Below are 19,270 nucleotides of genomic sequence, written 5' to 3' on the forward strand. Positions count from 1 at the left end.
TGATTGGTGTGGCCTATTGCGGCAACTGCCGGAAGTGGCCACGATCGTAGGCATGCTTGAGGACGGCCGGGCGCTGGAGGTCGTGGGAGTCAGCGCGTTCGACGAGCGGGTCTACCGCGGGGTGCTGGCCAGCCCTGGCATCACGGTGCAGGAGCTCGTCATGAGGAGCGGGGAGAGCGCGGCCCGCATCCAGACCTCGCTGAGCAGGCTCCGTGCCAAGGGCCTCGTCAGCCGCCTGTGGGGGCGCTCGCCCCGCTGGACGGTGACGAACCCGGGCACCTCGATCCGCTCTCTGGTGCGCGGCCTGCAGAGCGAGCTGGACCGGCTCACCGACACGGCCGACGAACTGGAGGCCGCGTTCCGCACCGTCGGCCAGGACCCGGAGGAGGGCGGGCAGTTCGAGGTCCTGGCCGGCCCTGAGGAGCAGGCCCGGTGGTACGTCCGGCTGCAGCAGGAGGCCAAGGAGGAGGTGCTGACCTTCGACCGGCCCCCGTACGTGCTGGACTATCACAACCCGCTGCAGACCGGCCTGCTGCGCAGCGGCGTCCGCTACCGGACCATCTACGTGCCGGAGGCCTTCGATCACGCGGGGGCGCTCGACGAGGTGGGCAGCCTGATCAAGGCGGGCGAGGAGGCGCGGGTCCTGCCCCGGCTGCCGTTCAAGATGGCGATCGTCGACCGGTGGCGCGCGGTCATGCCGCTGCACATGGACCCGCCGCTGACGCGCGGCGTGCTGATCAGCGGGTCCACCATGGTGGTGGCCCTGGTGGAGCTGTTCGAGCGCCTGTGGCGGGAGGCGCTGCCGGTGCGCCCCGAGTTATGGCAGGAGCCGACCTCGGCCCCGGAGCCCGCCGACGAGGAGCTGGACCTGGCGGAGCTCAGCCCTGAGGATCGGCGGCTCCTTACGCTGCTCGCGGCCGGGCTCAAGGACGACGCCATCGCCCGCCAGCTCGGTACCAGCCCGCGCAGCCTCCGCCGCCGCCTGCGTCACCTCCTGGACCAGTTGAACGCCGAGACCCGCTTCCAGGCGGGCGCCCAGGCCAGCCGCCGCGGCCTCGTATAGGCCGAAACAGAGAAACTCTCAGTAGTCGAACCGCTACGATTCGGCGTGGACGGGGGAGACTCCGAAGGCCGAGTAGGACGCGCTGCCGCCTGAAGCGGTGGCCACTTTCCCGTGCGGCCCCGCGATCTGGGGAGCGGGGCCGCCTCAGCTTTATTGCTCCACGCCGTTCACCAACACCTTCCGCAGGGTCAGGTCGTCGGTGAACGTGATCGTGTTCGGGCCGGTGACGTTCGTGAACACGCAGTGCTCCAAGCGCACCCCGGCCAGGTGGTCGCTCTCCAGGCCGACGAGGTTGAGCACGGCGTCGGCGCCGTCGAGCCTGGTCCGCTCCATGCGGATGTCACGTACGGACACCGGCTCCGTGCCCTGCTCGTTGCTCGCATAGGCCATGTTGACGAACATCACCTCGCGGTCCACGTTCTGGCCGGTGAAGCCGCGTACGTAGACGCCTTCGACGAAGGCGCCGCGTTTCTTGCTGGCCTTGATGTAGACGGGATACTTCACCGGGTAGTTGCCGGGGAAGTCCGGCGAGTTGATCACGCACCGCTCGGCGAAGACATCGCGGACGCCGCCCGACATCTCGCTGCCGACCGTGATGCCGCCCCAGCGGCCGGAGAAGAAGCAGTCCTGGACGACGATGTTCTCGCTGGGCACGCCCACCCTGCGGCCGTCGGCGTCACGTCCCGACTTGACCGCCACGCAGTCGTCGTTGGTGTTGAACCGGCAGCCGTGGATGTGTACGTACGACGACGCCTCGGGGTCGCAGCCGTCGGTGTTGTACAGCGTGCTGACGACGGTGATGCCGCGCACGGTGACGTTCGTGGACAGGACCGGGTTCACGGTCCACATGGCAGGCTCGAGGATCGTGAGATCGCTGACCAGGATGTTCTGACATTTCACGAACTGGACCATGGAGGGGCGCAGGTAGTGGCCCGCCCCGAACACGCGCTGCTCGACCGGTACGCCGTCGTCGCCCATCTTGCGCAGCGCGCGCTGGTCGGCGCCCTGGGGGCCGCCGTTGGCGTACCAGCTCTCCCACGGGCCCTGCCTGGCCTGGCCGTCGAGCGTGCCTTTGCCCGTGACCGCGATGTTCCGCTGGCCGTGGGCGTAGATGAAGGGGCTGTAGTTGTAGCACTCCGTACCCTCCCACCGGGTGCGGACGACCGGCAGGTACGCGTTCGGATCGGTGCTGAAGGCGATCACGCCGCCCTCGGACACGTGCAGGTCGACGTTGCTGAGCAGGTGGACGGCACCGGCGAGGAAGCGGCCCGGCGGGACCACCACCCGGCCGCCGCCCTCGCGATGGCACTCGTCGATCGCCGCCTTGAACGCGGCCGTGCAGTCGGTCGTGCCGTCACCTACGGCGCCGAAGGCGGTGACCTCCCACCGTCGGCGAGGGAAGCGAGGAGGTCGGATCTTACGCAGGATGTCCGGCACCTTGCGCCATGGATCGCCTGATCGGTCCTCGGCCTGCGCCGACGCGGTTCCCGCGGTTCCGGGGGCCAGCGTGGCGGCGGCGAGAACTCCACCGGCCTTCAGTAGAGATCGTCGAGAGGGCATGGTCACCACCGGGGGGTGCGGAGACATCGGATCTCTGGAGCGTAAATGCGAGTCTCTCGGAATTCAAATCTTGACGAAGTTAATTCGTGCTGGGTGGTGGGCGCCTTCGACGCTCGTTGGCCGCGCGATTCCCTGCGGGGAATCGCCAAGCCGCAGGCCGGGGCAGCACACTGCTGCGCATGAGCAACGAGCTTGATGTGAAAGTGCTGGCCGACCGATATGTCGCCCAGTGGAACGAGCCCGATCCGGCGGCTCGAAGCGCGCTCATCCGCGAGCTATGGGCGCACGACGGGATCCAGGTCCTGGTCGACCCGCCCCAGGAGATCCGCGAAGCCGCCGAGCGGCTCGCGTTTCCCGTGCCGCCCCTGGAGGTCCGTGGCCTTGACGCCCTGGACGCCCGGGTGGCCCGTGCCTACGAGATGTTCGTCGCACCGGGCGAGTACGTCTTCCAGGCTCGCGGGGACGCGTTCCTCCTGCTGCCCAACGTGGTCGGGGTCCGGTGGTCGATGGTGTCGGCCCGCGGCGCCGAGGCCGTCGGCGGGGGCCTGGACGTCCTGGCCTTGGACGGCGACGGCAGGATCCGTACCGACCACCAGTTCATCGAGGCGAGTTGATGGAGGAGAGCGTACGTTTCACCAGGATCACTCGCACCGACGACGGCGGGTCGGCGTTCGAGGACGGTGAGATCGTGCTCGCCGGCCAGACGGTCGCCGATGGAGTGCCGGCCATGGCGGTGGGCGGTGTGCCGTCGACGGGCGGTGTGCTCTTCCTGCGGAGCGCCGAGTTCGACAGCGCCCCGCACACGGCGCCGCGGGAGCAGTGGGTGGTGATGCTGCGCGGGACGATCGAGGTGGCGGTCACCGACGGCACCCGCCGCCGCTTCGGCCCCGGCGACCTGGTGCTGGCCGCCGACACGACGGGGGTGGGACACGTCACGGCCGGCGTCGGCGCCCCGCCGTTCGAGGCGCTGTTCATCCCGGTCAAGCCTTGATCGTGGTGCCCTGGGCGGAGGTGAGGCGCCAGGAGCCGGGGGAGTCGGCGACGTACACGTGGGTGTAGCGGCTCCCGGCGCTGAACGTGGTGCCGTCGGGGTTCGTGAAGTTCATCCCGGTACGTCCAACGACGATGCCCACCTTCCCGATGACCCGGACAATCGCCTCGTCCGGGAATGAGGCGATCCGCGGAAACTGCAGGGACCCGGACGCCACCAGGTCGAGGACGATCCCCTTGTCGGCGACCGCCCCGTCCTCGACCCCCACCAGGATGAAGTCGTCCGCCAGCAACTCCTTCAGGCGGTCGAGGTCGTTGGCCACCAAGGCGTCGAAGAAGCTCTGGTCGTGCTCGAGGAGCGTGGCGCGGTCCGTGCTCATGTGCGTCCGTTCGTCGGTGGTCGGGGACCGAGGGTAAACGTTGACGCCGGTGACAGGGTCAAATCAGATAATTGGGCATCTCGTGACCGGCGGCCGAGCAGGAGCAGACCGCCCCGCCGTACACACGTCTGCTACTCTATGCTACGTATTGATTACCTTCTGTCACCAATAGGAGCTCGTGTGAAAGTCGCCTGCGTCGGCGGCGGACCCGCCAGCCTGTACTTCTCGATCCTGATGAAGCTGGTGGACCCGTCCCATGACATCACCGTCTACGAGCGGAATCCGGCCGGATCGACGTACGGCTGGGGCGTGACCTACTGGGACGAACTGCTCCACGACCTTCACGATGCCGACCCCGAGTCCGCGCGTGCCATCAGGGAGGGCTCGGTCCGCTGGGACAGCTGGGTCGCCCACGTCGGCGACCGCGCGACGGTGACGGTGGAGAACGGTGACGAGGGCTTCGGCATCGGCCGGCACGAGCTGCTCGGCATCCTCACCGAGCGGGCCCGCTCCCTCGGCGCGCGCGTCGAGTTCGAGCGTGAGATCACCGACGAGGGCGAGCTGGCCGATGCCGACCTCGTCGTCGCCGGCGACGGTGTCAACAGTGTGCTGCGCAAGCGCCACGCCGACCACTTCGGCCCCGAGATCGCGGTCGGGCGTAACTTCTATACCTGGCTCGGCACCACGAAGCTCTTCGACCACTTCACCTTCGCCTTCGTGGAGACCGCGCACGGCTGGATCTGGTGCTACGGCTACGGATTCGGCAAGCAGCACAGCACTTGCGTCATCGAGTGCTCCCCCGAGACCTGGAGGGGGCTCGGGCTCCACGAGGCGAACGAGGCCGACGGCCTGGCCCTCCTGGAGAAGCTCTTCGCCGACATGCTGGACGGGCACCCGCTGATCGGCCGGGCGCACACCGACGGCAGCGCGCACTGGCTGAACTTCCGCACCCTGACCAACCGGAAGTGGTACCACGACAACCTCGTCCTGCTCGGGGACGCCGCGCACACCACGCACTACTCCATCGGCACGGGCACCGCCCTCGCGCTGGGGGACGCCTCCTTCCTGGTCGGCGCGCTGCACATGGGCATGCCCCTCCAGCCCGCCCTCGCCCGCTACGAGCGGGAACGCAAGGCCGCGATCCGCGGCACTCAGAAAGCGGCCCGCCACAGCGCCCGGTGGTACGAGAACCTCCCGCGCTACATCGACCTGCCACCGGCGCAAATGGTCGCGCTGCTCGGTCAGCGGCATTCCCGGCTGCTCCCGCACCTCCCGCCGTGGTTGTACTACCGGATCGACCAGGTGGCCGGGCGGCTCTCGTCGCCGCGCTCGTAGGGCGCTTGAAACGGATGACCTGATCGCGAGTCGGGGTTTGCATTCTGTACCTACTAGTATGTACGGTCAGCGGTGTGGACACCAGGGAACGGCTGATCGAGAGCACCCGCGCGCTGCTGTGGGAGTACGGATACGTGGGCACCTCGCCCAAGGCGATCCAGCAGCGAGCCGGGGCGGGCCAGGGCAGCATGTACCACCACTTCCGCGGCAAACCCGACCTGGCGCTGGCCGCGATCACCCGCAGCGCCGAGGAACTGCGCGATCGCGCGGAGGCGGAGTTCTCCGGCCCCGGAGCTCCGGTCGAGCGGATCACCGCTTACCTGCGCCGGGAGCGGGAGGCTCTCCGGGGCTGCCCGGTCGGCCGTCTCACCCAGGACCGGGACGTGATGGCCGATCCCACGTTGCGCCGTCCGGTCGAGGAGACCTTCGCCTGGCTGCGCACCCGGCTGGCCGGGGTTCTCGCCGAAGCGCGGACGGACGGCGAGCTCGACACCGTGCTCGACCCGGCGGCCACCGCCACCGCGCTCGTCGCGGTACTGCAGGGGGGATACGTGCTGGCCCGCGCCGCCGGCGACGCGGAGGTTTACGCACAGGCTGTTGACGGCGCGCTTGGCCTGCTCGCCGGACACGCCCGCTGAGCTGACCGGTTCTTCTACCCCGAGGGAAAGGACGAAACGATGCCCTTTGTACGCATCGACGCGCTCCGTGCAGACGAGAAGCGGTTGGAGGCACTGGGCCGGGCCGTGCACGACGCCCTGGTCGACGCCATCGGCATCCCGAAAGACGACCTGTTCCAGGTGCTCACCAGCCACGACGGCACGCAGCGCGTGTTCCGCTACGACGGCCACTACCTCGGCGTACACCGGGACGACGACATCGTGTTCGTCGCCATCACCATGCGCTCCGGACGCACCGCGGGTCAGAAGCAGGCTCTCTACCGCAGGATCGCCGAGCTCGCCGAGGAGTACGCGGGCACCGAGCCGCGGAACGTCTTCGTCACGATCACCGAGAACGAGCCGCTCGACTGGTCATTCGGCAACGGCGTGGCACAGTACGCGGAGACCGGCTGACGATCCAGCCGCCCCCGGCGTGAACCTGGCGGCCTCGCTCACCGACTGTGCTTGGTGACGGGCGACAGGAGAACGAGATGACCGACGATCGAGCGGCTGTCGGGGGCTCTGTCCCCGTGGCGGCGCCTTCGTGGCGTCGTGGCCCTGCTGGCAGGGCTGGCCGGGGCCGTCTTCGTCGTCCTGCTCTGGGCGACCGAACCTGGTCCGTTGCCGGGCCGCACCCAGCTCGCCTTCGCCCTGTTCACGCTGTTCTGCCTGGCGTGGGCCGGATACGGAAGCTGGGCGATCACGCGGCGGGCCGCGCTGTTCGCCTTGGACCGGGTGATCGCCGCCTGGCTCGCCCTGGCCGCTTCGATCACCACGACCGCCCTCACCACGACCCTCGCCGCCCAGCGCGGATCCGGTCTGCTCCCAGCAGCCGTGGTCGGGGCCGTTCTCATCGCCGCGGCCGCCGTGCTCGCGGTGCGGGCCCATGCCCGGCGTGCCGCCCTGCTGCGCCGCAAGCGGGAACTGGCGCAGTGAACCCTCAAGGCCGGTGGCCGTGCGCGGAACTGTCGCGGCTGTCAGGTCGATGTGGCCGTCAGGGCTTCAGTCGCACTCAACCTGCCCAGCGGATCAGGCCCTTCCGTCAACGCGGAGCGCGCCGCGAGCCAGCCGGGGTCTTCAGGATAGAAAGCATGGCGAAGGTAAGCCCACGTCAGCCGCTGGATCAGGGCGACTCGTTCGGGGCTCTCATCCGTCGTTTCCGTGACGTTGTACCCGGGGATTCCGCCGAGCGAGTGTTCTGCCGCGAAAAGCGTAAGCAGGTACTTGCCACCTGGGCTCAAGAAGTACGGGTCGGTAAACCAGTCCGGCCCCCGAACGGACAGGGCGGACTGGTCCCGATCCCCAGCTATCACCAGGGCCGGCGTGGTCATGTCCGCGAAGCTCGGGTTCATGAAGGGGAGATGCTCGGCTGCGAACGGCGTCAGGTCAGCTCCGCCCTGGCCAGGAGTGGCGAGCAGCACACCTGCTTTGATCCGCGAGTCGGACAGGTCCTCTCCCGTTCCGCCCTCGGGATCGAGGACTCGCGCGCCCAGCAGCATGCTCGCCGTCTGGCCGCCCCAGGAGTGTCCGGCTGCGGCGATGCGGCTTCGATCGAGGCGCCCGCTGAGGCCGGGAACGGAGCCTTCAAGGAGATCAAGCTGGTCGAGGACGCGTTTCATGTCCTCGACTCGGAAACGCCAGATCAGTGGTGTACGCGGATCGTCAGGAGGCAGGCTCAGCGTCCTGGAGTCGAGATGGGTGGGTTGGATGACCACGAAGCCGTGGGCAGCCCAGAAGTCGACCAACGGGGCATAGCCATCCAACGACCAGCCAAAGCCGTGCGAGAAGACGATGATCGGCAGTTCGTGCCCAATCGCGGGCGCGGACACGCGCACTTGCAGATCCTCATCGCGTCCTGGGGCTGACAGCACTACCGGCTTCACCGAGACGACTGGAGTGGGCGCACTCGGCGCCAGGTCTGATTTGCTCATGAAAAGGTCTTCCTTCCAGCTACTTTGCGGTTGATGTGGTCGACGCGGTGCGGGGCCGCTGTCGTCATCGCTGGGCCGACGTGGTGATGAGCTCGTCGGTGACCCACCGTGCGACGTTGGCGGGGTAGGGCGCCGGAAGTCCGAGGACGATGTGCCGGAAGCCGGCGTCGATCGCTTCGCCGATCGCGTCCCGGGTGCTGCCGGGCTGGTCATAGGAGACCGGCAGGTGGATCGAGCGGGTGATCGAGGCGGGATCCCGGCCGATCTCGGTGCAGTAGCGGTCCAGCAGTGCGCTGCGGCGGATGACGTCGTCGATGTCGCCGCCGGGGATGTTCCAGAGGTCGGCGTGCTCGGCGACTACGCGCAGGGTCGAGGCCGAGCGCCCGCCGATGATGATCGGCGGATGGGGGCGCTGGACGGGTTTGGGGTTGCCGAACGCTCTGGTGACCTGGACGTAGGTGCCGTGGAAGTCGAACGGTTCGGTCTCGGTCCACAACCGCCGGATCACGGTGCATGCTTCGGCGAGGCTTCCCACGGCGTGGGCGGTGTCGTGGAAGGGCAGGCCGTGTGCTTCGTACTCGCGCCGGGCCAGAGGGTGGCCGGGCCGTGAGCCGACGCCGATGCCGAAGTCGAGCCGTCCGCCGGAGACGATGTCGACGGTCGCGGCGATCTTGGCCAGCATCGCGGGCGGCCGGAAGCGGTTGCTGGTCACGAGCACGCCGATACGCAGTCGCCGGGTCTGTGGGGCGAGGGCCGAGAGCATGGTCCAGCCTTCGTGGGTCGGTCCGCTCGGGTCGCCGAAGATCGGCATGAGGTGATCGAACAGCCATGCGTGCTCGATCTCCGGGATCGTGTCGGCCTCGCGCCAGACCCGCAGAATGTCCTGGTAGTCGACCTGTGATGGGGCAGTCATGATCCCGAAGCGAGTTCGGGGTGTTTGCGGCATGGGGTATTCGTCCTTTTAACACGGGGAAGCGTGGCTTGGTGCTCTGCCCCTGCTCTGGCATCATGGGCAAGAGGAACCTTGTTCCGATTACGATAAGGAACGTTGTTCCGTTTGGCAAGCTCGGAAACGGAGGGAACGGCGCGGTGAACGACAGCGACGGGAGCGCAGGGGGCGGGGCCCCGCGCAAGCGGGCCGACGCCCGGCGTAACGAGAGGACGCTGCTCGACGCCGCCGCAGCGGTCTTCGTGACCTCGGGCGTCGAAGCGCCGGTGCGCGACATCGCGACGAGGGCGGGGGTCGGGCTGGCCACGATCTACCGCCACTTCCCGACGCGAGCGGATCTCATCATCGCCGTCTACCGGCACCAGGTCGAAGCCTGCGCCGAGGCCGGTCCGGCCCTGCTGGCGAGCGGCGCGACTCCGCACGCCGCGCTGGGGCGATGGATCAACCTCTTCGTCGACTTCCTGGTCACCAAGCACGGGCTCGCCGCCGTGCTGCAGTCCGACAGCGCCGGCTTCGACACGTTGCACGCCTACTTCCTCGACCGGCTCGTGCCCGTGTGCGCCCAACTGCTCGACGCCGCAGCCGTCGCCGGCGAGATCCGCTCCGACATCGATGCCTACGAACTCATGCGCGGCGTCGGGAACCTCTGCATCGGCGCGGACAACGATCCCCGCTACGACGCGCGTCGGCTGGTCGAACTCCTCGTCGCGGGCCTGTGCCGGCCGCGCTAGCCGCCACGCGTATCGAGAACGCGGCTCTTGACGAACATTAGGAACGATGTTCCGAATATTCGTCCCGATGTGCGTCGCGAGGTGGAACGGCGGCCCGCTTGACGTCGTACTAGGCCATTTGGGCTTGCGATGACGCCACTATGGCGTCATAGTTGTGTCATGGATTCTGTGCCGCACGTCGAGCACCTCCACCGCGTCGCGCGCTCGCCCGCTGGACACCCGGGGGTAGAAGTGAGCGGTCAGCCAATGGCCCACCCCCTGGCCCGGCTCCACGACGTCGATCGCGACCCGATCGTCGCGCGCGTCCAGCGGGCGTTCGCCGATGGACGCCTCGGCTTCGCCGAGATGGAAGAGCGGCTCGAAACGGCTCTCACCGCCGTGACCCAGGCCGATCTGGCGCGGGCGGTCGCCGACCTGCCCGAGCCCCCCGACGAGGTGGTCCGGCTGAAGACCGCCAACGGGCGCGTCAGGCGGACGGGCGACTGGCAGGTCCCGCGCGTGCTGCGGATCGAGTCCGAGTACGGCGGCGTGATCCTCGATCTGTCGCGGGCCGTCATCGCGCATTCCGTGATCGAGATCGACCTCCAGCTCGCGTACGGCTCCGCCACGATCGTCCTGCCGCCCGGCGCGACGGCGAACGTCGACGGGACGCAGACCGAATGGGGCAGCGTGATCTGCAAGACGGCGGGTCGGCCGCGTCCAGGGACGCTGCACGTCCAGATCACCGGGAGGCTCGGCTACGGCCGCGTGAAGGTCCGGTCCGCACGCGGCCTGGCCAGGAGGGCGATCGCCACCGAATCCTGACCCCACGCACTCGGTGCGTCGCTTCGGCGTGCTAACGGTCTGTCGTCCGGCTGCCGGAGAAGAGCTGCCGCCAGCGCTCGGCTGCCTCGATCATGTCGCGACCGACGTGCTCGAAGAACCGGCCCGCGTCCTGTAGCCGGGTGCCGGCGGGTGTGGTGGCGCCGAGGACCTCGGCTCCTTTGCGGGCGAACTCGGCGAGCGTGGCGTTCTGCCGGGCACTGACCAGCCAGGCTCGGAACCAGACATCGGGGTCGATGATGTACCGGTCGCGCCGTCGGCGCGGGTCGCGTTCGCGTCGGATCAGCTCCTGTTGTTCGAGTTCGCCGATGGCCTTGGAGATGGACGCCGGGCTGACCTGGAGGCGCTGGACGAGTTCGGCGGCCGTGAGGCTGCCGCTGTCGGTGGTGTACAGGCAGGTGAGCACCCGGGCGGTCATGCGCGGCAGCCCCGTCTGGATCATCAATACGGTGAACTGCTCCTCCAGCTCATGGACCGCTTCTGGGTCTCGCCCGGGTGTCTCGCCGGCGACCCGTGGCCCCGGGGCCGGGGTCGGCCTGCGCCGGCGGGCGCGGCTTTCTGTCGCCTGGTGTGCCTGGTCGGGCCGGTAGCCGCCGGCGCCACCATTGCGGGTCACCTCCCGGGTGATGGTCGAGGTCGGCCGTTCCAGGCGCCTGGCGATCTCGGTGTAGGTGAGTCCTTCGGCCAGCCCCTCGGCGATGTGGCGGCGGTCCTGATGGGTGAGTCTGCCTCCCGGCATCGGTGGTCGCCTCCTGTTGCTGTGTCATCCCCAGTGCGTTCGACAGTATTGCGTTCGCGGGCATCTCATTGCAATAGCTGATGGGTAGATGTTGCATTCGACTTCATGCTCATTGCAAGATGTGATGCATTCACCTGCATAAATAGAAATAGAGCCATTATTTACGTTGACAATTTTGTGAAGGCAAAGTAGCTTTTGCCGTGCGCTGAACACGTACTATCGCAAAGGAATCGACATGACCAGATCCCTCCCTGTCGCGGCAAGGCTGCTCATCACCGCGGTGACGGTGGCGGGGGCCACCATGGCGGCCCCCGCGGCATCCGCGTCCGGCCATGCCGGAGTCCAGCGGGCGCTCGACGATGCCGTGGCCAAGAGCGGTGCTCCCGGCATCGTCGCCGAGGTCCGCGACGGTCACGGGAAGTGGTTCGGCTCGGCGGGCGTGGCCGACACCAAGACCGGCCGCAAGCGCCAGTCGCAGGAGCGGTTCCGGATCGGCAGCGCCACCAAGGCGTTCACGGCCGCCGTGGTCCTGCAACTGGCGGCCGAACGCAAGCTGAGCCTGGACGACACGGTGGACAAGTGGCTGCCCGGCCTGGTCGAGGGCAACGGCTACGACGGCAGGAAGGTCACCATCCGGCGGCTGCTCAACCACACCAGCGGGATCTTCAACTACGGCAACGACAAGGATTTCTTCGCCAAGGGCGTGGGTGCCGCGTGGTTCAAGCACCGCTACGACACGTACACCCCCGAGGAACTGGTGCGGATCGGCCTGGCCAACCCGCCCTACTTCCAGCCGGGCGGGGGCTTCGCGTACTCCAACACCAACTACTTCCTGGCCGCCATGATCGTCGAACGGGCGACCGGCAGGACGTACGCCGAAGAGCTCTCGCGGCGGATCTTCCGCCCGCTGGGGTTGACCGGGACGTACCTGCCGGGTGGCGAGGCGAAGATCCGCGGGGTGCACCCCGTGCACTACTCCACGCTGTTCTCCCAGGACGCCGATCCCAAGATCTACGACGCGACCGAGATGAACCAGTCCTTCGCCTGGGCGGCCGGCGGCATCGTCTCGACCACCGGGGATCTCGGCCGGTTCTTCGGCGCGCTGCTGGGCGGACGCCTGTTGCCGGCTGCCCAGCAGCGGGAGATGTTCACCATGGTCACGACCCAGAACTGGATCCCCGGCACCACATACGGCCTCGGTGTCTTCGCCCAGAAGCTGTCGTGCGGCGTCACGGTCTGGGGCAACGCCGGCGCCACGTACGGGTCGTGGACGTACGCCATGGGCTCCCGCGACGGCAAGCACATGGTCGTCAGCCAGGTCAACGGCGACTGGAGCGGCCTCGGTGCCTTCAACGACGTGCTCGCGGCGGAGTTCTGCCCGGCTGAGTCCTGACAAGCCGCCTACCGGGGACCTCCACCATCGCCTCTACGCCATGACGCCAATGTGACATCACCGATGACGCGATGACTTGTCATGGCGTCGAAATAGCGCCAGAATGGCGTCATGGAACCCAATCCCACGTTCGACACCCCTGAGCCGATCTCGGTCAGGATCGACCTGCCCGGCGGCGACGTGCGGATCATCGCGAGCGACCGCACGGAAACGGTGGTCCAGGTGCGGCACGACGATGACGACGAGGAGGCCGCGATCCAGGTCGGGTACGAGCGCGGCAACCTGGTCGTCACGAGCGCGAGCCGTCAGGACTCGGAGCCGCCCCGCCCCCGTGGTGGCAATCTGATCGTCCAGGCCATGAAACAGCTGAGCCGGGACCTGCTGGTCGGCGGCTGCGAATCGGTGCAGGTGACGATCGAGCTGCCGTCGGGTTCGCACGTGCACGGCCAGACGATGGGAGGCGGCTTCCACTGCTCGGGCACGCTCGGCGAGTGCCGGCTCCGTACCGACTACGGCGACATCCGTCTGGATCAGGCCGGCCCGGTGGACTTGACCAGTGACAGCGGCGAGATCGCCGTGGAACGGGTCACCGGCCACGCCGAGATCACCAGCGCGTCCGGCGAGATCACGGTCCACGAGATCGACGGCACCGCGTCGATCACGAACGACGACGGCGAGAGCCACATCCGCGACATCACCGGCGACCTCCGGCTGATCAGCGACAGCGGCGACATGACCGTCGACCGCGCCCACGGCGCGGTCGAGGCCAAGTCCGTGCACGGCAGCGTGCGGATCGGCGAGGTCACCCGCGGTTCGGTCGTGCTGGCCAGCCAGTCCGGCGACGTCGAGGTCGGCATCAAGCGGGGCACCGCCGCGTGGCTCGACGTGAGCACGGCCAACGGCAGCCTGCACAACTCCCTCGATCCGCACGACAACGCGGAGGGTTCCGACGAGGTCGTCGAAGTACGCGCCCGCAGCCACGACGGCGACATCGTGATCAGACGCGCCTGATCCCAGGTCACTCGTCGTAGAAGATGATGACCCGGGCCCCGTGCTCTTGATCTTCGATCAGCCGGCCGGGCTCCCGGCGTCCGGTCGCCACGGTACGGCCGGCACGCGGGTCGACGACGCGGTAGCCGATCGGCACCCCCTCCTCGCGCGCCAGGCTCCGCGAATGTGGATGAAGTCTCCCATCAGCGGCGACCCCCTGCGGTCTGTGCGATGAGGTATAAGACATCCTCATATGGTGCGGGAATGGCCGGGCGTCCCTCCATCCGGGGTCCGGTGGGCGGACCGTGCCGATCGGGGGAGAACATGGACAGTCGTGGTGCGGACGATGTCACGGCCTTGCCCGAGACGATGCTCGACGTGCTGGAACGCCGCGCGGCCAGCACGCCGGAGGCGGAGCTCGTGCGGTTCGAGGACGGGGCGTCGCTGCGGGTGGGGGAGTGCCGCGAGGGTGCGATCGCCGTGGCGCGAGGGCTCGCGGGCCTGGTGTCGCCCGGCGACCGGGTCCTCACGTGCCTGCGTCCCGGCCCGCGACTGATCGAGGTGCTCTTCGCCCTGGCCAGGCTCGGCGCCGTGGAAGTGCCCCTGGCCCTGGACACCCGCCTTGCCGCCGCCGAACAGCTCACCGCGACCACAGGGGCGCGGGTGCTCATCACCGGCACCGACGCCGTACACGACAACCCTGACCTGCGCACACTGGCCGCACGGATGGACCACGTCGTGCTCGTCACCGAACGGGGGATCGGCCGGGGGACCGGGCGAGGGACCGGGCGGGAAGAGGCCGAGTGGGGCACCGGGCGGGGGATCGAGCGCGAGATCGAGCGGCAGGCCGAGCGGGGGATCGGGCGGGAGGAGGCCGGGGTGCCGGGTTCGGTTGATCTGGACGACCTGCTCGCCTCGCCGGGGCGTCTTCCGGCCTGGCGGCCGGGGCCGGCGGATCCGGCCGTCGTCATGGCGACCTCCGGCACCACCGGCCGGGCCAAGGCGGCGCTGCTGCCGCACTTCGCCGGCGTCCGGCACGCCCGCCGGGTGGTGCGCACCATGGACTACGGCCCGCACGACGTGCTGTACAACGTCTTCCCCTGGAACCACATCAACGTCAGACACGCCGGCCTGCTACCCGCGCTGATCTCCGGCGCCACCCTCGTGGCCCACTCCCGCTTCTCCGCCTCCCGGTTCTGGGACACCTGCCGACACGAAGGCATCACCGCCTTCAACTTCATGGGCGCCGTGGCAGCCATCCTCGAACGCGCCCCCGCCACCGACACCGACCACCACCACCAGGTACGCCGCGCCTACGGGGGACCGGCGCCCGAGGCCCTGACGAGGCGTTTTCTGGATCGGTTCGGTGTGTTGCTGCTGGAGGCGTATGCGTGTACCGAGCTCGGTGATGTGGCGGCGAGCACGGCCGGGGTCCGGCGGCCGGGGTCGGCCGGGCGGCCCGTCCCGGAGTACGAGGTGGTGATCAGGGACGAGGATGGACTTCCGCTGCCGGCGGGACAGGTCGGGCAGATCACCGCCCGGCCCAGGACGCGGTCGATCGTCTTCGCCGGGTATGCCGGTGATGACGACGCCACCGGGAAGGTTCTGCGCGACGGGTGGTTCTGGACGGGGGATCGCGGGCGGCTCGATGAGGACGGGTTCCTGTATTTCGCCGGTCGCCGCGCGGATGTCATCAGACGGCGCGGCGAGAACATCGCGACCTGGGACGTGGAGCAGGTGGTGGCCGCGATGCCCGGTGTCCTGGAGGTGGCCGCGGTGGGCGTGCCATCGGAGTTGACCGAGGAGGAGGTGCTGGTGGCGGTGACCGTGGCGTCCGGAGCCGTACTGCGTGCGCCGCAGGTGCACGCCTGGTGTCTGGATCGGCTCCCGCGGCACGCCGTCCCCCGCTACGTGCGCGTGCTCGACGACCTGCCGCGCAACACCAACACCAAGGTGATCAAGGGGGAGTTGCGCGGTCACGGAGTCCCACCGGACGCCTGGGACGCCCGAGCCTGACCACGCGGACCGCTGGACAGACCGGGATGGTCGCGCCCCGGCGATCCCGCGCTCTACGTTCGAGCCTTCTGCACATGGGAGGAGACCGGCATGCCGGACAGGTTGCGGATTCTCGACCTCACCGATGAGCTGGCCTTCCACGGGGCCCGGCTACTGGTGGGTCTCGGGGCGGATGTCGTACGTGTGGAACGCTCGCCCGATCCGGCACTGTCGCGCGCGGAGACGCTGCACTGGCATGCGGGAAAGCGGGTCGTGGGCGTCCCGGAGAGCCCCGCCGCGCTCGACCGGCTCGTGGAGCAGGCGGATGTGGTCATCGAGAGCGGCCCCCTCGACCAGCTCCTCGGCGTGCGCGCGGGAGCCGACCCGGCATCCAGCACGAAAGACGGCCCGAAAGACGGCCCGAAAGACGGCACAGAGGACGGCACAGGAGACGGCACGGTGTCGTCGCGCTGGCCGGGGGTCGTCCACGTCGTGGTCACGCCGTTCGGCACGACCGGCCCCCGCCGCATGTGGCGAGCCGACGACCTCGTGGCCGCGGCCGCCGGTGGCATGGCCTGGCTGGGCGGGCAGCCCGGCCAGCCGCCCAAGCCGCCGCCCCGCGAGCAGGCCACCCAGCTCGCGGGGGCGCACGCGGCCATCGCGGCGCTGCTCGGCGTCATCGCCCGCGACCGTACCGGGCAGGGGCAGCTCATCGACGTCTCCGTGCAGGAGGCGGTGGCCGCCACGCTGGAGACGGCCGCCATCTCCTGGATCCACGCCGGCCGGTACCCGTCCCGTAACGGCGGGGTGTACGAGCACGTGGCGCACCGCGTCTTCCGTACCGCGGACGGCCACGTCGCGGGCGGGTACTCCGGCAGCGACCGCATGTGGACGGATCTGCTCGCCTGGATGGCGGAGTCAGGCGAGGCCGAGGACCTGACGGAGGAGAAGTGGTCCGATCCCGTCTTCCGCTGGCGGGGCCGTGCCCACGTGGACGAGATCGTGGCCAGGTTCGCCGCGAAACGCTCCGCCGCGTCCATCGCCGCGGAAGGACGCGCCCGGGCGCTGCCCTGGGCGGAGGTCGCCACGGCCGCCCGCCTGCCCGCCAACCCCCAGCTCACCGAGCGTGCCTTCTTCACCCGCATCCTGGGCGAAGGGCTGCCGCGCGACGGCGTCACGGACGTGGGTTTCCCCTTCGCCGCCCTGGGCCTGCCACGTCCGGTACGCCTCAGCGAGCCGCTTCCCGCCGACGCCGAGGCTCCCTGGCAGACCTCGCGCCCCCGAGGGCGCCAGGAGGGGATCAGTGACGGGTCCGGCGGGCGTTCGCTCGCCGGGATCCGGGAGGGGGCCAGCGATGGGCCCGGCGGGCGTTCGCTCGCCGGGGTCCGGGTCCTGGACCTGACCTGGGTGCTCGCGGGCCCGTACGCGACCAAGACGCTGGCCGAGCACGGCGCGGACATCATCAAGATCGAATCCCGGCATCGGCAGGACCCCACGCGCTTCGCCCCGTCGATGCGGCTGCGCCCCGAAGCGGGTTTCGACGACAGCGGCTACTTCATCAACTTCAACCGCGAAAAGCGCGGCGTAGCGCTCAACCTGCGTACCGAGCCCGGTCGTGAGGTGCTGCGGCGGCTCGTCGCCGAATGCGACGTGGTCATCGAGAACTTCAGTCCCGGCGTGCTCGACAGGTGGGGGCTGTCCTTCGACCGGATGGTGGAGCTGAACCCCGGCGTCATCCTGGTGTCGATGGCCGGAGTGGGGCAGAGCGGGCCCTGGCGGGACGCGGTGACCTTCGCCGACACGCTCGCCGCCATGTCCGGGCTCACCAGCGAGACCGCCGACCCCGGCGAGGAGCCGCAGGGGCTGACCTTCGGGCTGGGCGACATGGTGGCCGCCAACTCGGCCGTCCTGGCCGTCCTGGACATGATCGCGGCCGGTCGCGGGGGACACGTGGACCTCTCCCAGTTGGAGTCGATGGCCGCGTCGATGGGGCCGGCCGTGCTCGAGGCGGAGCTCGGCGACCCCGGTACGGATGCCCGTACGGCGGCCCAGCCGAACCGGCACCGGCGGATGGTCCCGCACGGTGTGTACCCGACCAGAGGCGACGATCGCTGGCTCGCACTGGCCGTACGCGGGGACGCGGAATGGCGGCGCCTCACCGAGCAGGCTGGACTGCCGGACCTGGCGTCCGCCGGACTGGAGGAGCGGCGCCGGCGCGAGGACGAGATCGACGACGCCCTGGCGGTGTGGTGCGCGGAACACGACGGTGAGTCTCTGGCGGCCGAGCTGCAAGGGCTGGGCATAGCCGCCGCCGTCGTCGCCACCGGCCGGGACCTGGTGGACGCCGACGAACACCTGGCCGCGCGCGGCTTCTACCCGGTGCTGGAACACGTGCTCGCGGGTCCGGTCCGGCACGAGGGCATCGTGGTCCGCATGTCCGCCACCCCCGGAGCGATCACGGCACCGGCCCCCCTGCTGGGCGAGCACACCGACGCGGTGCTGAAGGGCCTGCTCGGCATGGACGACGACGAGCTCTCCCGGCTACGCGAGGCCGGGGTCCTGGAATGAAATGGGGAGAGCAAATGAACGTGCTGGACGTGCGGCGCGACGGGGGGACGGCGACGATCGTCATCAATCGCCCGCCCGCCAACGCCGTCGACCCCGCGATGATCGAGGAGTTCCTGGCGCTGCTCCCCGAGCTGGCCAAGGACGTCACGGTCCGCTGCCTGGTCATCCGAGGGACCGGCCGCTTCTTCGTGGCGGGGGCGGACATCGCCGTGATGCGTGACCTTTCGCCGGCCAACCACGTGAAGATGCGCCGCTGGATCGACGTACAGCGGCTGCTCGAACTGGCGCCCAAGCCGGTGATCGCGGCGATGAACGGTCACGCCCTGGGCGGCGGCGCCGAGCTGTCCCTCGCCTGTGACCTGCGGATTCTGACGGCCTCGGCGACGATCGGCTTCCCCGAGATCAACCTGGGCCTGTTCCCGGGAGCGGGCGGCAGCCAGCGGCTGCCGCGCCTGCTCGGCCCGCATCGCGCCAAGCGCCTGATGATCGAGGGCGCCCGCCTGTCGGCGGCCGAAGCGCTCGATCTGGGGCTGGTCGACGTGGTGGCGGACGACCAGGACTTCGACCGCGTGGTGGCCGAGCACGCCGAGAACCTGGCGGCCAAGCCGACGGGGACCATCGGCCTGCTCAAGCAGATCGTGGACGCCGGGTACGGCCTGCCGATCGAAGAGGCGCTGGAAATGGAGCGCCAGGCGGTCATGGAGCTGATCCACACCGACGATGCCGCCGAAGGGCTCCAGGCGTTCCTGGACAAGCGCGTGCCGCGGTTCACCGGCCGCTGAGAACAACGGAGGTCCGGCGGACAGCCGGACCTCCGCCGTTTCTCAGCCGCTGTAGCCGGTGACCAGCGAGGTGTCGGTGTCGATGTCGCCGACCTTGCGGGCGCCGCCTGGGTTGCCCAGCGGCTCGTCACGTCCGGCCAGCACCTCGGTGAAGAAGGCCTTGGAGTCGTGCAGGAAGAGCGTGCGCGTCTCGTCGCCGCGCGCCGTGCGATCGACGAAGATCGCCTCGACCGGGCACTCCGGTTCGCAGGCTCCGCAGTCGATGCACTCGGCGGTGTTGATGTAGCTCTTGCGGTCGCCGACGTAGATGCAGTCGACGGGACATACGTCCACGCACGCGCGATCGTTGACGTCGATGCAGGCGGGGCCGATGACGTAGCTCATGG

21 protein-coding genes are annotated in these 19,270 nt (G+C 69.4%); 14 read left to right on the forward strand and 7 right to left on the reverse strand.

Going from position 1 to position 19,270, the window contains the following annotated elements; all coding sequences use genetic code 11:
* The first annotated feature begins 52 nt into the window (after positions 1-52).
* Positions 53-1,063 carry a helix-turn-helix domain-containing protein gene (locus AB0F17_RS20385; RefSeq protein WP_358025040.1) on the forward strand — a complete coding sequence of 337 codons (1,011 nt, stop codon included), beginning with the start codon at positions 53-55 and terminating at the stop codon, positions 1,061-1,063.
* Between the two features lie 150 nt (positions 1,064-1,213).
* Here the strand turns inward: AB0F17_RS20385 and AB0F17_RS20390 are convergent, their stop codons facing one another.
* Entirely contained in the window at positions 1,214-2,623 is a 1,410-nt protein-coding gene (locus AB0F17_RS20390) for a glycosyl hydrolase family 28 protein (RefSeq protein ID WP_358025042.1), read from the reverse strand.
* A 179-nt stretch (positions 2,624-2,802) separates the two neighbouring features.
* Here AB0F17_RS20390 and AB0F17_RS20395 point away from each other — a divergent pair, with 179 nt between their 5' ends.
* Complete coding sequence (locus tag AB0F17_RS20395) at positions 2,803-3,237, forward strand: hypothetical protein (protein WP_358025044.1); 435 nt, start codon at positions 2,803-2,805, stop codon at positions 3,235-3,237.
* Entirely contained in the window at positions 3,237-3,614 is a 378-nt protein-coding gene (locus AB0F17_RS20400; RefSeq protein ID WP_358025046.1) for a hypothetical protein, read from the forward strand. Before AB0F17_RS20395 ends, AB0F17_RS20400 begins: the two co-directional genes overlap by 1 nt.
* Here the strand turns inward: AB0F17_RS20400 and AB0F17_RS20405 are convergent.
* Entirely contained in the window at positions 3,604-3,993 is a 390-nt protein-coding gene (locus tag AB0F17_RS20405; RefSeq protein ID WP_358025048.1) for a nuclear transport factor 2 family protein, read from the reverse strand. The genes AB0F17_RS20400 and AB0F17_RS20405 overlap by 11 nt on opposite strands.
* Before the next feature lie 180 nt (positions 3,994-4,173).
* Between AB0F17_RS20405 and AB0F17_RS20410 the strand changes: the two genes are divergently transcribed.
* The 4 genes from AB0F17_RS20410 to AB0F17_RS20425 all read left to right on the forward strand — a co-directional run bounded on the left by AB0F17_RS20410 (position 4,174) and on the right by AB0F17_RS20425 (position 6,920).
* Positions 4,174-5,328, forward strand: a complete 1,155-nt coding sequence (locus AB0F17_RS20410; protein WP_358025050.1) for an FAD-dependent monooxygenase — start codon at positions 4,174-4,176, stop codon at positions 5,326-5,328.
* 74 nt (positions 5,329-5,402) lie between these two features.
* Positions 5,403-5,966 carry a TetR/AcrR family transcriptional regulator gene (locus AB0F17_RS20415; RefSeq protein ID WP_358025052.1) on the forward strand — a complete coding sequence of 188 codons (564 nt, stop codon included), beginning with the start codon at positions 5,403-5,405 and terminating at the stop codon, positions 5,964-5,966.
* A 39-nt stretch (positions 5,967-6,005) separates the two neighbouring features.
* Positions 6,006-6,398, forward strand: coding sequence for a tautomerase family protein (locus AB0F17_RS20420; protein ID WP_358025054.1), 393 nt, complete (start codon positions 6,006-6,008; stop codon positions 6,396-6,398).
* A 138-nt stretch (positions 6,399-6,536) separates the two neighbouring features.
* The gene (locus AB0F17_RS20425) at positions 6,537-6,920 is read left to right on the forward strand and encodes a hypothetical protein (protein ID WP_358025056.1); all 384 of its coding nucleotides are present in this window, start codon (positions 6,537-6,539) and stop codon (positions 6,918-6,920) included.
* 41 nt (positions 6,921-6,961) lie between these two features.
* Here AB0F17_RS20425 and AB0F17_RS20430 read toward each other — a convergent pair whose 3' ends face one another.
* Both AB0F17_RS20430 and AB0F17_RS20435 read right to left on the reverse strand, forming a co-directional pair.
* Complete coding sequence (locus AB0F17_RS20430; protein ID WP_358025058.1) at positions 6,962-7,915, reverse strand: chlorophyllase; 954 nt, start codon at positions 7,913-7,915, stop codon at positions 6,962-6,964.
* A gap of 64 nt (positions 7,916-7,979) precedes the next feature.
* Positions 7,980-8,828, reverse strand: coding sequence for an LLM class flavin-dependent oxidoreductase (locus tag AB0F17_RS20435; RefSeq protein WP_358025060.1), 849 nt, complete (start codon positions 8,826-8,828; stop codon positions 7,980-7,982).
* 176 nt (positions 8,829-9,004) lie between these two features.
* Between AB0F17_RS20435 and AB0F17_RS20440 the strand changes: the two genes are divergently transcribed.
* Complete coding sequence (locus tag AB0F17_RS20440; protein WP_358025062.1) at positions 9,005-9,595, forward strand: TetR/AcrR family transcriptional regulator; 591 nt, start codon at positions 9,005-9,007, stop codon at positions 9,593-9,595.
* Positions 9,596-9,754: 159 nt separating this feature from the next.
* On the forward strand, positions 9,755-10,399 hold the full coding sequence (locus tag AB0F17_RS20445) for a DUF1707 domain-containing protein (protein WP_358025064.1): 645 nt from the start codon (positions 9,755-9,757) through the stop codon (positions 10,397-10,399).
* Between the two features lie 31 nt (positions 10,400-10,430).
* Here the strand turns inward: AB0F17_RS20445 and AB0F17_RS20450 are convergent, their stop codons facing one another.
* Positions 10,431-11,156: a MarR family transcriptional regulator gene (locus tag AB0F17_RS20450; RefSeq protein ID WP_358025066.1), complete on the reverse strand. Its 726-nt coding sequence runs from the start codon at positions 11,154-11,156 to the stop codon at positions 10,431-10,433.
* Positions 11,157-11,391: 235 nt separating this feature from the next.
* On the opposite strand from AB0F17_RS20450, the gene AB0F17_RS20455 reads away from it, so the two are divergent.
* Positions 11,392-12,549: a serine hydrolase domain-containing protein gene (locus AB0F17_RS20455; RefSeq protein WP_358025068.1), complete on the forward strand. Its 1,158-nt coding sequence runs from the start codon at positions 11,392-11,394 to the stop codon at positions 12,547-12,549.
* A gap of 111 nt (positions 12,550-12,660) precedes the next feature.
* Positions 12,661-13,560 carry a DUF4097 family beta strand repeat-containing protein gene (locus AB0F17_RS20460; protein ID WP_358025070.1) on the forward strand — a complete coding sequence of 300 codons (900 nt, stop codon included), beginning with the start codon at positions 12,661-12,663 and terminating at the stop codon, positions 13,558-13,560.
* Between the two features lie 7 nt (positions 13,561-13,567).
* On the opposite strand, the gene AB0F17_RS20465 is transcribed toward AB0F17_RS20460, so the two are convergent.
* Positions 13,568-13,696, reverse strand: coding sequence for a hypothetical protein (locus AB0F17_RS20465; protein ID WP_358025072.1), 129 nt, complete (start codon positions 13,694-13,696; stop codon positions 13,568-13,570).
* A 167-nt stretch (positions 13,697-13,863) separates the two neighbouring features.
* Here AB0F17_RS20465 and AB0F17_RS20470 point away from each other — a divergent pair, with 167 nt between their 5' ends.
* The 3 genes from AB0F17_RS20470 (at position 13,864) to AB0F17_RS20480 (ending at position 18,884) form a co-directional block, all read left to right on the forward strand.
* Positions 13,864-15,555: an AMP-binding protein gene (locus tag AB0F17_RS20470; protein ID WP_358025074.1), complete on the forward strand. Its 1,692-nt coding sequence runs from the start codon at positions 13,864-13,866 to the stop codon at positions 15,553-15,555.
* Positions 15,556-15,645: 90 nt separating this feature from the next.
* Complete coding sequence (locus tag AB0F17_RS20475) at positions 15,646-18,102, forward strand: CoA transferase (protein ID WP_358025076.1); 2,457 nt, start codon at positions 15,646-15,648, stop codon at positions 18,100-18,102.
* A 14-nt stretch (positions 18,103-18,116) separates the two neighbouring features.
* The gene (locus AB0F17_RS20480; protein ID WP_358025078.1) at positions 18,117-18,884 is read left to right on the forward strand and encodes an enoyl-CoA hydratase-related protein; all 768 of its coding nucleotides are present in this window, start codon (positions 18,117-18,119) and stop codon (positions 18,882-18,884) included.
* Between the two features lie 42 nt (positions 18,885-18,926).
* Here AB0F17_RS20480 and AB0F17_RS20485 read toward each other — a convergent pair whose 3' ends face one another.
* A complete protein-coding gene (locus AB0F17_RS20485; protein ID WP_358025080.1) occupies positions 18,927-19,268 on the reverse strand; it encodes a ferredoxin family protein in 342 nt (113 codons plus the stop codon).
* Between the last annotated feature and the right edge of the window lie 2 nt (positions 19,269-19,270).

This window comes from Nonomuraea sp. NPDC026600, assembly GCF_040638335.1.
GTDB lineage: Bacteria > Actinomycetota > Actinomycetes > Streptosporangiales > Streptosporangiaceae > Nonomuraea.